This is a genomic window from Hominenteromicrobium mulieris, from assembly GCF_046197855.1.
Classification (GTDB): domain Bacteria; phylum Bacillota; class Clostridia; order Oscillospirales; family Acutalibacteraceae; genus Hominenteromicrobium; species Hominenteromicrobium mulieris.
The window spans coordinates 861059-875719 of sequence record NZ_CP173188.1; the positions used below are offsets into that span (position 1 = coordinate 861059).

A 14661-nucleotide genomic window follows, 5' to 3' on the forward strand; every position below is an offset into this window, starting at 1 on the left:
TTTTATGCCGGGAGCGTTTTTGTGTATACAGGTAAATTTGATTTTACAAATTGCTGTGGCGGCGGTTTGAACCCGGTTGCAGGGTACTGCCGAGGCTGGTGATGCAAAGGAGTGTTGCGATGAGGAACACGCCGGGAATGACGATAATCCACCACGCGTTTGTGAGCAGAGCCTTTTTACCGACAGAAACGCGTTACGCTTCGTATTCGCCGCGAATGTCTTCTTCCGGGGCGGGAATGGGGTAGTCGCCCGTAAAGCATCCCGTGCAGATGCCGAGACCGTTCACCATTTCCGGCAGACGCTCTAAACGTAAATAGCCGAGCGTATCTGCGCCGATCTCCTTGCAGATCTCGTCGACCGTGTGATTATAGGCGATAAGCTGGTGGCGCTCCGGCACATCGATGCCGAAGTAACACGGCCACAGGAACGGGGGCGAGCTGATGCGCATGTGCACCTCTTTTGCGCCAGCGTCTTTCAGCATGTTCACAATCTGGTCGCTCGTCGTGCCGCGCACGATGGAGTCATCGATGAGGATGACGCGCTTATCCTTGACAACCTCGCGCAGGACATTTAATTTAACGCGTACGCTGGACTCACGGCTGCTCTGCTTCGGCTTGATGAATGTGCGGCCGACGTAGTTGTTTTTCACGAATGCCGTGCCGTAGGGGATGCCGGATTCCATGGCGTAGCCCTGTGCTGCCGCGTTGCCGGATTCCGGCACGCCGACGACGATGTCCGCATCCACGGGGGAATCTTTCGCGAGGAAACGGCCGGCAAGCAGACGTGCGGAATACACGTTGATGCCGTCAATGCGGCTGTCCGGGCGGGCGAAATAAATGTACTCAAAAATGCAGCGCCCCTGCTTTTCGGCAGGGAGGCAGTGCGATTTGTCGGAGAGAATGCCGTTCGGCGTGATGGTGACAATCTCGCCCGGCTCTACGTCGCGGACGAATTCCGCGCCCACGGCGTCAAGCGCACAGGTCTCGCTGGAGAGGAAATACGTGTTGTCGCGCTTGCCGATACATAGGGGCTTGAAGCCATAGGGATCGCGCGCGCCGATCAGCTTGCGGGGGGACATGACCGCGAGGGCATAGGCACCCTCAATTTTGTCCATCGTGCGGCTGACGGCCTCCTGCACGTTTTTCGTCTGTACGCGCTCGCGTGCGATGTAGTAGGCGATCGTTTCGGAATCGATGGTTGTTTGGAAAATAGCGCCGCTGTACTTTAGTTTTTCGCGGAGGTCAACGGCATTTGTCAGGTTGCCGTTGTGCGCTACGGCCAGCGTGCCCTTGATATAGTGGATGATGAGCGGCTGCGCATTTTCGCGATTGCTCGCGCCGGCGGTGGAGTAGCGCACATGGCCCACGCCGATATTGCCGTGCAGGCGATTGAGACGCTCCTCGTCGAATACCTCGTTTACAAGGCCCATGTCCTTGTAGTAATCCACCTTGCCTTTGGGGCCCTCGGTGTCGCTGACGGCGATGCCGCAGCTTTCCTGTCCGCGGTGCTGCAAGGCGAATAATCCGTAATAAATGGAAGAAGAAATGTCGTGTCCGTCAAAATCGTATGCGCCGAAAACACCGCATTCCTCGCCGGGCTTGTCCGTTTCAAATGGTGTTCGATCGTAGTTCATAGAAGTCCCCCGTTCCTCCGCAAACCGCGGTATTCTGCTGTTTGTGTTCAGTTTATCTGCCGAAAATACACAGGCGGCAAACGCCGTGAAAACGTTTCCCGCTTAACAGAATTATTATAATCGGATTTTTGTGAAATTGCAATTCTAAGTTTTAAAAACTGCAAATATGTGTAGAGGATGACAAAATCCTTTGACAAACGGCGCGCAAAATCGTTGAAACAAAAAACAAAATGCGGTATAATAGCAAGCGAAAGAAACGACGAGCCCGAACAGTCCGGGGGACTGTTCAGCCGTAAGAAACCCTATCAAAGGTTTTTTAAACGGCGGTCAGAAACGGCCGTTAGAAAGAGCCATAACACATTTTTACATGTAGGATAAAAAATGAAAGACAGAAAGGACCTCGCTATGCATATCGTTATTTTGGACGGCGGCTCTACAAACCCCGGCGACGTCTCGTGGGCGCCGCTCAGGGCGCTCGGCAGCGTCACCGTGTATGACTCCACTAAGCCCGAAGAAATCGTGGAGCGCGCAAAGAACGCCGAAGCTGTTATCTTGAACCGCAATGTTATAAGCCGCGAAATCATGCAGAAATTACCGAAGCTGCGCTTTATCGGCCTTCTTGCAACGGGATATAATACTGTCGATGTCAAAGCCGCAGGAGAACTGGGCATCACCGTGTGCAATGTGCCGCTTTATTGCGTGGAGACCGTCGCGCAGCAGGCGTTTGCGCTGCTTTTGGAGCTGTGCAATCACACCGAAAAAATAAGCGCCGCCACCCGCGGCGGCGACTGGGATAAGGCCGAAACGATGAGCCACAGCACGCACCCGCTGTTTGAGCTGTACGGCAAAACGCTCGGCATCGTCGGCTTCGGACATATCGGGCAGACCGTCGCAAAGCTCGGCGCGGCGCTCGGCATGAAAATTCTCGTATACAGCCGCACGAAACGGGAGCTGCCCGAGCGTTATCAGTGGGCGGAGCTCGACGCGCTTTTCAAAAATGCCGATGTCGTCTCGCTGCATTGCCCGCTCACGGACGAGACCCGCGGGCTTGTGAATGCGGAGCGCCTTAACCTGATGAAGCCCACTGCGTTCCTTATCAATACGGCGCGCGGCGCAGTTGTGGACGAAGCTGCCCTTGCCGAGGCGCTGAATAGTGGCCGCATCGCCGGAGCGGGGCTTGACGTTCTTGTGCACGAGCCGCCGAAAAAGGATGACCCGCTGCTCACCGCCCAAAACTGTATCGTCACGCCGCACATCGCGTGGGCGTCTCGAGACGCGCGCGCCCGTCTCATTAAGACTGTCGCCGAGAACCTGAAAGCGTTCCGGAACGGCACGCCGCAGAACGTCGTTTCGTGATTTTACCGCTCTTTTCGCTTTTTGCGGAGACTTCAAAAGCCTTCTGTAAAAAGTAATGCAGAAAAGAGCAAAAGGCGAGAAATGAATCTCGCCTTTTGCTCTCTTTTGGGGAGGAGTTGTATTGAAAAGTCGCGGTAACGTTTACCGCAGAGCTCGTTGTCATTTGTTATGTCTCTATTATAGCGACTGAAATATCGATTGTCAACGGTTTCTGCAACAATCTCCCTTTTGCTATTGTCGCACAAATCAAAATAAAAATTTGTGTATACTTTGCACATATAAATTGAACGCGTTCTTCCACATAAGCCGTTTGAAATCGTATCTCACCCTTAAATTACCCGCATGTTCTCTGCTTTATACATGAAAAAGAGAATTTTGTGTTTGACGGAGGTTTTTCCATGATAAAGAAAAATGATTTGTTTGAAGCGGAGATCACCGCCATGACCGCCGAGGGCAGCGGTATCTGCCGCGCAGATGGCATGGCCGTGTTTGTGCCCGGTACCGCCGTGGGCGACCGCTGCGTCGTGCGCGTCGTAAAAGTCCTCAAAAAGTACGCATTCGGGCGGCTCGAGGAGCTGCTTACGACGTCGCCCGATCGCACCACACCGGATTGTCCCATTGCAGGCCCGTGCGGCGGCTGTGTTTACCGCCACATCACGTATGAAGCGGAGCTGAAGATCAAAACGCAGCGTGTCCGCGACGCCTTGGAGCGCATCGGCGGCTTTGAAAATATCCCCATGGAGCCGATCCTCGGCGCGCCGTCCCGCACGCGCTACCGCAACAAATGCCAGCTGCCCATCGGGCTTTCCAAAAACGGCGAAATGCAGATGGGCTTTTACGCCGTGAATTCCCACCGTATCATCGACACGCACACCTGCCTTTTGCAGCCCGAGGTATTTGATCGCGCGGCGGAAGCGTTCCGCGCGTGGCAAAAACTGAGCGGGGAGAGCATCTACGATGAAGCGGCGCACAGCGGCGTTTTGCGCCACCTTTACATGCGCTGCGGCGAAAAGAGCGGGGAGGTGCTCGTGTGCATCGTCGCGAACGGCGCAAAGCTGCACGGGGAAGACTTGCTCGTCAAAATGCTGCGCGAGGCTGTGCCGGAAATTACCGGCATTGTGTTAAACATCAACCGCGAGCGCACAAATGTCGTTTTGGGTCGCGAGCTGCGCACGCTGTGGGGCAAGCCCACGATCCGCGATACGCTCTGCAGGCTGGAGTTTGAAATTTCGCCCCACGCGTTTTATCAGGTGAACCGCACGCAGGCGGAGGCGCTTTACAACAAGGCCGCAGAGTACGCCGGGCTTACAGGTGCGGAAACGCTGCTTGACCTCTACTGCGGCACCGGCACCATCGGTCTTTCCATGGCGAGCCGCGCGAAGAAGCTCATCGGCTCGGAGATTATCCCCTCCGCTGTTGAAAATGCCCGCAAAAACGCCGCGCACAACCATGTCACGAACGCCGAGTTCCTTTGCGGTGACGCCAAAGACGCCGCGCGCATCCTCTACGAGCGCGGCGAGCGCCCCGATGTCATCGTCATTGATCCTCCGCGCAAGGGCTGCGATGCCGCCGTTATCACGACCATCGCCGCCATGCGCCCCATGCGCGTCGTCTACGTCTCCTGCGACCCCGCCACCCTCGCCCGCGATTTAAAGCAGTTTACCGCCGAGGACTATAATATTGAGGCCGTCACCCCCGTCGATATGTTCCCATGTACCGCGCATGTGGAGACGGTATGTCAGTTAGTTCTGAGAAAACCGGCAGTACATATCAACATTGATGTGGATGTTGAGGAACTGGTGCAGGATAAAAGAGGGACGGCAACCTATGGTCAGATCAAGGATTACGTTCTTGAACATAGTGGCTTGAAGGTCAGCAGTCTGTATATCGCACAGGTGAAGCAGAAGTACGGCATCATCGAGCGTGAGAATTACAACAAGACAAAGTCTGAAAACGTCAAGCAGCCCCAGTGCCCGCCAGAGAAGGAAAAGGCAATTACGGAGGCGTTGAAACATTTTGGAATGATTTGACTTCAACATAAGGAAAACCCGAAGCAGCACGGTAAAGGTACTGCTTCGGGTTTTTTACTGTTTGGCCTTATATGCTTCGCCCCAAGCCTGCATGGAATCCAGAATGGGCTTCAGGCTTTTACCGAGTTCCGTCAGCGAATACTCCACTCTCGGCGGTACTTCGGCGTAGACCTCACGGTGGACAAGCCCGTTTTCCTCCATCGCCCGGAGTTGGGCGGTCAAGACCTTCTGAGACACATTGCCTACGGACTTTTTCAGTTCCCCGAACCGCTTCGTTCCCGGCATCAGGTCACGCAGAATCAGCACCTTCCACTTATCCCCGATGAGGGTCAGCGTGGTCTCCACAGGACAGGCAGGAAGAGTGGCTTTTGCGGTCATTTCGCTCATATTTGAATCCCTCCCATAAAAATTTTTTCAAGCGCCAAATTGCCGGAAAACCCAGGAACGGCGCAATCGTTTCTTTCTGGTAACTACCCATTAGTTTCTATTTGGTAACTACGGCACAATATTGTGCTTACTTTACGAATTGGGGCTACGGCATTATTATAATGCCAGAGGCAAACGAAAGCAAGCCCAATTACCAAGGAGGTTACTCAAAATGAAAAAAATTCTTTCCCTCGCGCTGGCTCTTGCCATGATCGGCACAGCTCTCACCGGCTGCGGCTCCAAGGACGCTGCTACCAAAACACCCGCTGAAAACACCCAGCAGACTGCACCTGTCCAGCAGGAGCAGAGCCAGACCGAAAAGGCGCTGGCGCTCATCAACACCTTTGCCACCGGCGATACGGACACCGCCCGCAGCCTGTTGGCGGATGGCTACATCCAGCACAATCTGGCATACGGCACCGGTGCGGATGCCTTTATCGGTTCCGTGGAATATCTCGCATCCGCCGATGTGAAAACCACTGTGAACAACATCCGTGCTTTTGAGGACGGCGACAAGGTGTTCTTGCAGACGATTTACAATTTTGCCGGTGCCGGTGAGCAGGTCGCCTTTGACATCTTCCGCTTTGACGGAGACGGCAAGATTGCCGAGCATTGGGACAATCTGGCGGCGCTGGCCGAGCCGAATCCCTCCGGTCACACCCAGATGGACGGCACGATGGAGGTCACGGATCTGGATAAGACCGAGGAAAACCGGGAGCTGGTCAAGAATTTCCTCTACGATGTCATGCAGGGCAACAACCTCGATAAGACCCCGGATTACTTTGATGGTGATGCCTACATCCAGCACAACAGCGGCATTGCCGATGGTGTGTCCGGTCTGAATGCCGCACTGGGCGCTCTGGCGGAGCAGGGCATTTCCATGGTGTACGATGAAGTCCACATGGTTCTGGCGGAGGGTAACTTCGTCCTTGCCGTCAGCGAGGGTACCTTCGGCGGTACACCCACCAGCTACTATGACCTGTGGCGCGTGGAGAATGGCAAGATCGCCGAGCATTGGGATGTGATGGAGACCATCGCAGACCAGTCCACCTGGCAGAATCAGAACGGCAAGTTCTAATTGTTACCCGGAGGTAACCATACCACAATATTGTGCGTGCTTCACAAGTCGTACAAATCGCATTACAATCAAAGCATCAAGAGAAAAAACAAATTACGGAGGTACTTATCATGAATAAAGTCGTAGAATTTCTGAATGCCAACCCTGTGCAGTATCTTGCTACCGTCGGTCGTGACGGCAAGGCAAAGTGCCGTCCCTTCATGTTCGCGGGCGAGCTGGACGGCAAGCTGTGGTTCTGCACCAACAACACCAAGGACGTCTACAAGGATATGCGGGAAAATCCGGAGATCGAAATTTCGGTTTCCAGCCCGGAGTATGCGTGGATTCGTCTGCACGGCAAGGCTGTGTTCGAGAATAACATGGCCGCCAAGGAAATGTGCATCCAGAACCCCATCGTGAAGGGCCAGTACGGCGAGTCCACCAACCCCATCTTTGAGGTGTTCTATCTGGATAATGCCCACGGCGTTATCGCTGACTTCTCCGGCAACCCTCCCTACGAGTTCTAAGAAACTCTCTCAATTCAACATCTTCGGGGCAAGGTGAAATCCCTGACCGGCAGTAAAGTCTGCGAAGCGCAAAAGCGCCCGATACGGTGAGATTCCGTAACCGACGGTATAGTCCGGATGAAAGAAGATATGAGGAAGCAGCCCCGCAGGAAAACCCGTCCTGTGGGGCTGTTTCAAATCCCAGCATATCTTTTCCAAGGAGCAATCATGAATACCGTTTCCATCGAAAAAAGCAGAAAGACCGCTGTTCTTTCCGTCCGTACCATCTCCATGACCGCCATGCTGTCCGCAGTCGCTTATCTGCTGGCCTTTGTGGAGTTTCCCGTTCCTCTCTCGCCGTCCTTTGCGAGAATGGACTTATCTGACCTTCCTGCACTCATCGGCGCATTTGCCTTTGGACCGCTCTCCGGTCTGCTGATTGAACTTGTCAAAAACGCCTTGCAGCTTCTGACCACCTCCACCGGAGGCATTGGCGAGATCGCCAACTTCCTGATGGGCGCAGCCTATGTGGTCACTGCGGGTTTCATCTATAAACGCCATAAAACGAAGAAAACTGCGCTGGCCGCCTGCGTCCTTGCAAGCGTCGTTATGGGTATCGCCGCAGCACTGGCAAATTACTTCATCCTGCTGCCGCTGTTTGAGAACTTTATGCCACTGGATCAGCTCATTGCCTCCTTTGCCGAGTTCCTGCCTTTTATCCATACCAAGCTGGATGTGGTACTGTTCAATGCGTTCCCCTTTAATCTGCTGAAAGGGCTCGTCATCGGCGGCGTGACGATGCTGATCTATAAACGGCTCACGCCGATCCTGAAAGGACGTTGACGGTATGACGAAACAAGATTATCTGAAACTGCTGGTGGAGAGCATCCACTCCACCACCATTGCCACCATCGGTGCAGACAGCCACCCCCAGACCCGCGTGATCGACATGATGCTGTGGGATGAACAGGGTGTGTATTTTCTCACCGCCAAGGGCAAGGCGTTCTACGCCCAACTCATGGAGCAAGGCTTCATCGCCCTGTCCGCCACAAAGGACAAAATCTCGATCTCCCTGCGGGGCAAGATCAGGAATATCGGCAGCGAGAAGCTGGATGAGATTTTCGAGAAAAACACTTATATGCAGTCCATCTATCCCGGCGATACCCGCAGTGCGTTAGAGGTGTTCTGCTTGTACGAAGCGGACGGGGAGTATTTTGACATCAGCGACCCGGCACACATCGTCCGGGACAGCTTCACCATCGGCAAAGCGGCACAGGAAGCACCGGGTTACTATGTGGGCGAAGGCTGCATCGGCTGCAAGCTGTGCTACTCCGTCTGCCCGCAGAAGTGCATCGACATTACCAAGAAGCCGGTGGTCATCGACCAGCACCGCTGCCTGCACTGCGGGCGGTGTGCGGAAACCTGCCCTAAACAGGTTATCGAAAAGAGGGTTTGACTATGAACCAGAGCGAAAAAAGACTGTTTCTCATACAATCTCTGCTGAACGAACGTCCCTCCTGTCAGAAGCAGATCATCCCGGCGGATTCCGAGCGGCAGAATATTTTACTGCGCGGGCTGATGAATGTCCGTAGACCGGTGCGCATTGGTGCGGATTTTCTGCAAGTGCAGGACGCCTATCTGCAAGACGAAACCGCCGCAAAGGGTATCACGGATATTGCCGACCTGACACCCATTCAGCCGGGGCTGTATCTCTGGCAGGGCGATATTACGACGCTCAAGTGCGATGCCATCGTCAACGCGGCAAACTCCGGCATGACCGGCTGCTATATTCCCAACCATCGCTGCATTGACAACGCCATTCACACCTTTGCGGGTGTAGAACTGCGCCTTACCTGTGAGCAACTGATGGAACAGCAGGGCTATCCCGAACCCACCGGACAGGCGAAAATCACCCCGGCGTTTAATCTGCCCTGCCGCTATGTGCTGCATACGGTCGGTCCGATCATCAGCGGTCGAGTAACCAAAGAGGACAAAGAACTGCTTGCCTCCTGCTATCGCTCGTGCTTGGAGCTGGCGGCAGAAAACGATCTGGAAAGCGTGGCGTTCTGCTGTATTTCCACAGGGGAGTTTCATTTTCCAAACGATCTGGCGGCAGAAATCGCGGTTCGGACGGTCAAAGAATATCTCAAAAAGCAAACCAGCGTCAAGAAGGTGATCTTCAATGTTTTCAAGGATTTGGACAAAGCCATCTACGAAAAGCTGCTCTGAGCCGATGGAACGGCTGAAAGCAGCATTACAGGACTGTGATGCCGTGGTGATCGGAGCCGGAGCCGGACTGTCCACGGCGGCGGGCTTCACCTACACCGGCGAACGGTTTGAAAAATACTTTTCCGACTTTGCGGCAAAGTACGGTATCCAAGATATGTATTCCGGCGGCTTTTTCCCGTTTGCCACGCCGGAGGAGCATTGGGCGTATTGGAGCCGATACATCTACATCAACCGCTATATGGATGCCCCCAAACCGGTCTATGATGCCATCTTAAAGCTGGTACAGGACAAGGATTATTTTGTCATCACCACGAACGTTGATCACTGCTTTCAGAAGGCTGGCTTTGACAAGAAGCGGCTGTTCTACACGCAGGGCGATTATGGCCTATTCCAGTGCAGTGAGCCGTGCTGTCAGGAAACCTTTGATAACGAAGCCGTGATCCTCGAAATGGTCAAACGGCAGGAGGACATGAAAATCCCGTCAGAGCTGCTCCCGGTCTGCCCCCACTGTGGGAAACCCATGACCATGAACCTCCGCAGCGATGATACCTTTGTGGAGGACGAGGGCTGGCACAGAGCAGCAGAACGGTATGAGGATTTTCTCCGTACCCGTACGGGTGGCAAAATTCTCTTCCTTGAATTAGGCGTAGGCTACAATACCCCAGTCATCATTAAGTACCCTTTCTGGCAGATGACAGCCAAGAATCCAGAAGCTACCTACGCCTGCATCAACCAAGGTCAGGCAGTTTGCCCTCAAGAAATTGAGCAACGATCAATCTGCATGAATGCAGATATTGGACAGGTTTTGCAGAGCCTGTCTGATGCTGCAATTCAATAAAAGAAAGCAGTTCTACCACGCACGTATTGTGTGATAGAACTGCTTCTTTTGCATTTTCTGAGCAGGTGTTCCAAACTGTATTTTTACAGCTTGGGTACTCGCAGCGAAGAAAATATGGGGTGTTCAGAGGGGGGGAATCCCCTTTGACGCAGGGTTTCCAATAGGGGCGCGAGCATCCCTGTTGGCACACGATTTTGCTTGCAAAGTCTAGTGTGTTATACCTTTGCTTCCGGCTGACGCGGGAAAGGGGCTGGCTTCGCCATCTGCTGTACGGGCAGATAGCGGTTGACAGACACTTTTCTGCGGCAGTAGGACAGGCGGATTTTGTGACACCAAGGTGACACAAATGCAGGATTTTTGAGAAGCAAAATCCGACTGGCCGGAGAAGGAAGCAGAGGTATATACCGCCCTCGTCCCGCCGCAGCGACACACTAAAACCACCACGGCAGTTCCAGCCAGAGGTTGTCCATCGCAGTATCTTCTAACGTCTTTGCGCGGCTCTCCCGCAGATTGAAATGAATTGCTGAGCCGATCATCGTATGCTCCACATCGTCCGTAAAGCCATAGCGGTACAGCAGATAGGCTTGCTCACGCTCGGAAAGTCTGCCCAAACCTTCGTACAGCTCACGCATGGTTTCTTTGTCCACATAAATCTGTTCCGGAGATTTGACGGTCGGATCAGCAATGGCTTCAATGCGCATCAGCCGTTCCTCACCGGGAAGGATCTCATCCAACCGGATTTTCTGCAAGGCAAGTCCGTCTGTGGTGCTGGTCATTCTCTGCTCATATTGGGAGAAAACATCCCGTATCAGGTCGGTCATGGTGTTGCGGATGAACGGTGCGGCGTAAGTCAAAAACTTGATGCCCTTACTGCTGTCAAAGAGGGGAATGGCGGTCAGCAGACCGAGGCAGCCCTCCTGTTCCAGATCGCTGGTTTCTGTACTGAGGTCACTCTCTGCCAGATTGGACTTCATATAAATCTCATTGGCGGTTTTGCGGATGAAACCCATATTGTTTTTCAGAAGAAGGTCACGAGCCTCTGTGTCCCCTTTTTGAGCCAGCGCACAAAGCTGCTCATTGTCCTGCTTCTTCATCGCCCTTCTCCTGTAATGGGGCTTGCTCTAAGGTGGTCTGGAAAAAGCCAGTCAACGCCTGTCCAAGCGTATTCAACGCATCCCGATTGACACCATCCAAGCCAGCCACACTGCCGATAATCAGATCAGATACCTGCTCCGGTGTAATGGTTGGATTTGTCATATCCTGTCCCTTTGCAACCTCTGTAAACATTCTTTTAGCTTGCTCTGCGGTCATCGACTGCATGGCAGCAAAGTCATTGCCGATTTCCTTTTTCACTTCCTTGACCGCCAGCATAAACTGATTTTCAATGGTGACAAGGTCAGCTTGATAAACTGATGTTCTCAGATGTGCGATGTCCCGTGCAGCTTGTTCGCCAGCTTCCGTTTTTACCGTTTTCCGCGTCAGGCTACTGATAGTCGTATATAGCTGGTTCTGTGCAGCATACCCGGCGGCAACCGTATCGTTGAAATACTGCTCCAATATGTAGGTCAAATCAAGAAAACGAGGGCTTTCCAGCAGGTAATTGACTACCTGAGCGTTTGCTTTTCCGGCATAGAGGTTTCTTGCCGCCTGTGCAGATAAGCCAAGCTCGTCAATGGCATAATTCTTTTTGTCAGGGACATTGGTTATGCCTAAAAGAAAGTCGGTGGAGACATTAAAAGCTCTGGCAATACGGATGATATTCTCGTCTCCGAGCTTGTCCGTCTTTCCGGTCAGAAACCGGCTGAGTAAGCTGTCTCCGCAGCCGATTTTCAGCGCAAGGTCTGTCTGGGATACTTTATGGTATTTCATCAGATCGGCAATGCGCTCCCGGACAGTACCGGGTAAAAAGGTGTTCGCCATCGCTTATGTCCCCCTTTCCTCTGTCGGCTTTTTGATATATTTTCCGCTTCGGATTCTGGCATCGGCAGGCTTTTCTGCATCCGCCGGGATAATCCAGCGGCTTCCTGCCCGCTGTGCGCCGGTGATGCGCCCCTCATTACAGAGAACGTTCACGCGCCGATGGGAGATGCCCCATTTCTCTGCTGCTTCAAAGGTTGACAGGTATTTCATTCGCATTCGCCCTCCTTCCCCAAAACTAACTTTATTATATTCAATAAGTGGAATAATATCAAGGCATATCTTGTGAACATTCGCCGTCCTGTGATTTTTGCATTTTTGCAAAAATTCAGGGCGGCTTTTTCTTTTTTTTTGCGGAAATGCCGGATTTTCCGGCTCAACCCGTTTTTCTCCGTATATTCAGGTGACAAGAGGAAATTGTCAAAAAATTACGGAGGTATTTGTATGAATCTTTTTGAAAACGTCAAGGCGGTGGTCACAGTGAGACAAGCTGCCGAACACTACGGTTTGAAGGTCGGGCGCGGCAATATGGCCTGCTGCCCCTTCCACAATGACCACACGCCCAGCATGAAGCTGAATGAGGATTACTTCTACTGCTTCGGTTGCGGAGCAACTGGTGACGTGATCGGCCTTACGGCAAGGCTGTTCAATCTGAGCAACTATGAGGCGGCGCAGAAGCTGGCGTATGACTTTGGGATTGACCCGGACAAGCCCCCTGCTGCGGCAGCACTGCGGAAACCGAAATACCCGCTGGCAAAGGCGTTCCAGAGAGAGAAACTGCACTGTCGGCGGGTGTTATGCGATTATCTGCATCTTTTGGAGCATTGGAAGGTGCAGTACGCACCCGAAACACCGGAGGATACTCTTGATGACCGTTTCGTGGAAGCCTGCCAGATGCTCGATTATATCGAGGATTTGACAGATATTTTAACCTTTGCAGAGTTGGAGGCTCGTGTGAAAACTGTGGATATGCTTCAAAAAGATGGCATGATCGACCGGCTGGAAGAACGCCTGAAACGGACGGCAAAGGAGGTGGATGCCCGTGACGAAACGGAAATCGGCTAATTTAGACGCGCCCATCTGGTTTGATGGCACAAATATCAATGAGGCGCTGTTCTGTGATGAATTTCTGAGCAGCCGGAAAATCATCTTTGCCAACGGTGCTTTCTTTACGCCGGACGGCAGAGTGACCGATGATCTGCCGCTTCGTGGCGAGATCTACGAAGAACTGAAATGCTGCGCCGTGAACAACATCCCCCGCAAAATCACAAACATTCTGGAAGTGATGAAGCTGGCGGCTCATGTAGAGGATTTCGTGCCGGAGACAGACAAAATCCATCTGGCAAACGGCACGTTGGCGCTGGACGGCAGCTTTACTGAGGGCAAACCTGATATTGTACGCAGCAGACTTCCGGTGGCGTACCGTCCGGATGCCCCAGTACCTGCCCTCTGGCTATCCTTTTTGGATGGATTGCTGTATGCGGAGGACATCCCCACCTTGCAGGAGTTCATCGGTTATTGTCTGATTCCCAGCAACAAAGGGCAGCACATGATGGTGATTAAGGGAAACGGCGGCGAGGGCAAGTCGCAGATCGGCGCGGTGTTGGGGGCGCTGCTTGGCAGCAGCATGAAGGACGGCAGTATCGGCAAAATCTCCGAAAATCGATTTGCCCGTGCCGATCTGGAACACATTCTGCTGTGCGTGGATGACGATATGCGGATGGAGGCGCTGCGGCAGACCAACTACGTCAAGTCCATCGTGACCGCCCAAGGCAAGATGGATCTGGAACGCAAAGGCAAGCAGAGCTACCAGGGGTGGATGTTTGCCCGGCTGCTGGCGTTCTCCAACGGTGATCTGCAAGCACTCTATGACCGAAGCGACGGATTTTACCGCCGTCAGCTTGTGCTGACCACCATGGAAAAGCCTGCGGGACGGGTAGATGATCCTGACCTTGCCGAAAAGATGAAAGCAGAGGTCGAGGGTATCTTTCTATGGGCGTTTGAGGGCTTGCAGCGGCTTGTTGCCAACAACTTCAAGTTCACAGAAAGTCAGCGTACACGGGATAATCGGGAGGCAGTCAGGCGGGATAACAACAACGTCTTTGATTTTCTCGAATCAGAGGGCTATATCCGGCTGAAAGCAGACTGCACCATCAGCTCCAAGGAATTGTACGAAATTTATCGGATGTGGTGTGAGGAAAACAATCTGACGCCGCTAAAGCGCCGCAGCTTCAGTGAGAGTGTGATTGCGAACCAGAACAAGTACAATCTGGAATACTGCAACAAGATCACCAACGCTGCCGGACGGCGCGTATGTGGCTTTTTCGGTATTGAGGCAGTTGCCAGACCCAATATCAACGGGTTTTCCGATGTTTCAGAGCGTACGTACGTACCGGATGACTGGTGATGATTTTTCTGCGACTGTGCTGTGTACGTATGTACGCAGCGTTTTGCCCCAAACGACGCTATATAGGAAGAATGCTGACCGGCAGAACCTATATTTGGAGGGCGTGAATCAAGACAAGTGAAATCCGCAAAGAATTTGACCGTTGACAGAAATGGCTTCACGAAACCGCGCTGCTCGGAACTGCGTACCGGCATTACGAAAAAAGTGTGCATCTGCACGGTTTTATGAAATGCCACACGGTTTCGTAAAGTCGATACCCCTC

General features: G+C 53.0%; 15 protein-coding genes and 1 riboswitch. Of the genes, 10 read left to right on the plus strand and 5 right to left on the minus strand.

Features of this window, described 5'->3' with window-relative positions; genetic code table 11:
* Positions 1-193 precede the first annotated feature (193 nt).
* A complete protein-coding gene (purF, locus tag ACI0CA_RS04035; RefSeq protein ID WP_176821062.1) occupies positions 194-1633 on the minus strand; it encodes an amidophosphoribosyltransferase in 1440 nt (479 codons plus the stop codon).
* Positions 1634-2014: 381 nt separating this feature from the next.
* Between purF and ACI0CA_RS04040 the strand changes: the two genes are divergently transcribed.
* Both ACI0CA_RS04040 and rlmD read left to right on the plus strand, forming a co-directional pair.
* Positions 2015-2989: a D-2-hydroxyacid dehydrogenase gene (locus tag ACI0CA_RS04040; RefSeq protein ID WP_419051111.1), complete on the plus strand. Its 975-nt coding sequence runs from the start codon at positions 2015-2017 to the stop codon at positions 2987-2989.
* A 398-nt stretch (positions 2990-3387) separates the two neighbouring features.
* Complete coding sequence (rlmD, locus tag ACI0CA_RS04045) at positions 3388-5019, plus strand: 23S rRNA (uracil(1939)-C(5))-methyltransferase RlmD (protein ID WP_395506636.1); 1632 nt, start codon at positions 3388-3390, stop codon at positions 5017-5019.
* A gap of 54 nt (positions 5020-5073) precedes the next feature.
* Here the strand turns inward: rlmD and ACI0CA_RS04050 are convergent, their stop codons facing one another.
* A complete protein-coding gene (locus tag ACI0CA_RS04050; RefSeq protein WP_117918533.1) occupies positions 5074-5397 on the minus strand; it encodes a winged helix-turn-helix transcriptional regulator in 324 nt (107 codons plus the stop codon).
* A gap of 220 nt (positions 5398-5617) precedes the next feature.
* Here ACI0CA_RS04050 and ACI0CA_RS04055 point away from each other — a divergent pair, with 220 nt between their 5' ends.
* From ACI0CA_RS04055 to ACI0CA_RS04080, 6 genes are all read left to right on the plus strand, one after another.
* Positions 5618-6523 carry a nuclear transport factor 2 family protein gene (locus ACI0CA_RS04055; protein WP_308449075.1) on the plus strand — a complete coding sequence of 302 codons (906 nt, stop codon included), beginning with the start codon at positions 5618-5620 and terminating at the stop codon, positions 6521-6523.
* Positions 6524-6633: 110 nt separating this feature from the next.
* Positions 6634-7029 carry a pyridoxamine 5'-phosphate oxidase family protein gene (locus tag ACI0CA_RS04060; protein ID WP_308449076.1) on the plus strand — a complete coding sequence of 132 codons (396 nt, stop codon included), beginning with the start codon at positions 6634-6636 and terminating at the stop codon, positions 7027-7029.
* Positions 7030-7044: 15 nt separating this feature from the next.
* Positions 7045-7162, plus strand: a riboswitch (FMN riboswitch).
* A gap of 74 nt (positions 7163-7236) precedes the next feature.
* Entirely contained in the window at positions 7237-7851 is a 615-nt protein-coding gene (locus ACI0CA_RS04065) for an ECF transporter S component (protein ID WP_117918531.1), read from the plus strand.
* A 4-nt stretch (positions 7852-7855) separates the two neighbouring features.
* A complete protein-coding gene (locus tag ACI0CA_RS04070; RefSeq protein WP_308449077.1) occupies positions 7856-8464 on the plus strand; it encodes a 4Fe-4S binding protein in 609 nt (202 codons plus the stop codon).
* Positions 8465-8466: 2 nt separating this feature from the next.
* On the plus strand, positions 8467-9237 hold the full coding sequence (locus ACI0CA_RS04075) for a protein-ADP-ribose hydrolase (protein ID WP_343284813.1): 771 nt from the start codon (positions 8467-8469) through the stop codon (positions 9235-9237).
* Positions 9191-10075 (plus strand): SIR2 family NAD-dependent protein deacylase, encoded by an 885-nt coding sequence (locus tag ACI0CA_RS04080; protein ID WP_308449079.1) that lies wholly within the window; start codon positions 9191-9193, stop codon positions 10073-10075. Before ACI0CA_RS04075 ends, ACI0CA_RS04080 begins: the two co-directional genes overlap by 47 nt.
* A gap of 431 nt (positions 10076-10506) precedes the next feature.
* Here ACI0CA_RS04080 and ACI0CA_RS04085 read toward each other — a convergent pair whose 3' ends face one another.
* The 3 genes from ACI0CA_RS04085 to ACI0CA_RS04095 are packed head-to-tail and all read right to left on the minus strand — an operon-like array spanning position 10507 to position 12205.
* On the minus strand, positions 10507-11169 hold the full coding sequence (locus tag ACI0CA_RS04085; RefSeq protein WP_308449080.1) for a sigma-70 family RNA polymerase sigma factor: 663 nt from the start codon (positions 11167-11169) through the stop codon (positions 10507-10509).
* Positions 11150-11995, minus strand: a complete 846-nt coding sequence (locus ACI0CA_RS04090) for a helix-turn-helix domain-containing protein (RefSeq protein WP_308449081.1) — start codon at positions 11993-11995, stop codon at positions 11150-11152. The genes ACI0CA_RS04085 and ACI0CA_RS04090 overlap by 20 nt, the downstream gene beginning before the upstream one ends.
* Positions 11996-11998: 3 nt before the next feature.
* Positions 11999-12205, minus strand: a complete 207-nt coding sequence (locus ACI0CA_RS04095; RefSeq protein ID WP_022221240.1) for a helix-turn-helix domain-containing protein — start codon at positions 12203-12205, stop codon at positions 11999-12001.
* A 231-nt stretch (positions 12206-12436) separates the two neighbouring features.
* On the opposite strand from ACI0CA_RS04095, the gene ACI0CA_RS04100 reads away from it, so the two are divergent.
* Both ACI0CA_RS04100 and ACI0CA_RS04105 read left to right on the plus strand, forming a co-directional pair.
* Positions 12437-13057, plus strand: coding sequence for a CHC2 zinc finger domain-containing protein (locus ACI0CA_RS04100; protein WP_446806532.1), 621 nt, complete (start codon positions 12437-12439; stop codon positions 13055-13057).
* A complete protein-coding gene (locus ACI0CA_RS04105) occupies positions 13029-14399 on the plus strand; it encodes a phage/plasmid primase, P4 family (RefSeq protein ID WP_446806531.1) in 1371 nt (456 codons plus the stop codon). The genes ACI0CA_RS04100 and ACI0CA_RS04105 overlap by 29 nt, the downstream gene beginning before the upstream one ends.
* Positions 14400-14661 lie beyond the last annotated feature (262 nt).

Coding starts and splice junctions, on each gene's coding strand:
- purF (WP_176821062.1), bottom strand. CDS start 1,633: ATGAACTACGATCGAACACCATTTGAAACGGACAAGCCCGGCGAGGAA.
- ACI0CA_RS04040 (WP_419051111.1), top strand. CDS start 2,015: ATGAAAGACAGAAAGGACCTCGCTATGCATATCGTTATTTTGGACGGC.
- rlmD (WP_395506636.1), top strand. CDS start 3,388: ATGATAAAGAAAAATGATTTGTTTGAAGCGGAGATCACCGCCATGACC.
- ACI0CA_RS04050 (WP_117918533.1), bottom strand. CDS start 5,397: ATGACCGCAAAAGCCACTCTTCCTGCCTGTCCTGTGGAGACCACGCTG.
- ACI0CA_RS04055 (WP_308449075.1), top strand. CDS start 5,618: ATGAAAAAAATTCTTTCCCTCGCGCTGGCTCTTGCCATGATCGGCACA.
- ACI0CA_RS04060 (WP_308449076.1), top strand. CDS start 6,634: ATGAATAAAGTCGTAGAATTTCTGAATGCCAACCCTGTGCAGTATCTT.
- ACI0CA_RS04065 (WP_117918531.1), top strand. CDS start 7,237: ATGAATACCGTTTCCATCGAAAAAAGCAGAAAGACCGCTGTTCTTTCC.
- ACI0CA_RS04070 (WP_308449077.1), top strand. CDS start 7,856: ATGACGAAACAAGATTATCTGAAACTGCTGGTGGAGAGCATCCACTCC.
- ACI0CA_RS04075 (WP_343284813.1), top strand. CDS start 8,467: ATGAACCAGAGCGAAAAAAGACTGTTTCTCATACAATCTCTGCTGAAC.
- ACI0CA_RS04080 (WP_308449079.1), top strand. CDS start 9,191: ATGTTTTCAAGGATTTGGACAAAGCCATCTACGAAAAGCTGCTCTGAG.
- ACI0CA_RS04085 (WP_308449080.1), bottom strand. CDS start 11,169: ATGAAGAAGCAGGACAATGAGCAGCTTTGTGCGCTGGCTCAAAAAGGG.
- ACI0CA_RS04090 (WP_308449081.1), bottom strand. CDS start 11,995: ATGGCGAACACCTTTTTACCCGGTACTGTCCGGGAGCGCATTGCCGAT.
- ACI0CA_RS04095 (WP_022221240.1), bottom strand. CDS start 12,205: ATGAAATACCTGTCAACCTTTGAAGCAGCAGAGAAATGGGGCATCTCC.
- ACI0CA_RS04100 (WP_446806532.1), top strand. CDS start 12,437: ATGAATCTTTTTGAAAACGTCAAGGCGGTGGTCACAGTGAGACAAGCT.
- ACI0CA_RS04105 (WP_446806531.1), top strand. CDS start 13,029: ATGCCCGTGACGAAACGGAAATCGGCTAATTTAGACGCGCCCATCTGG.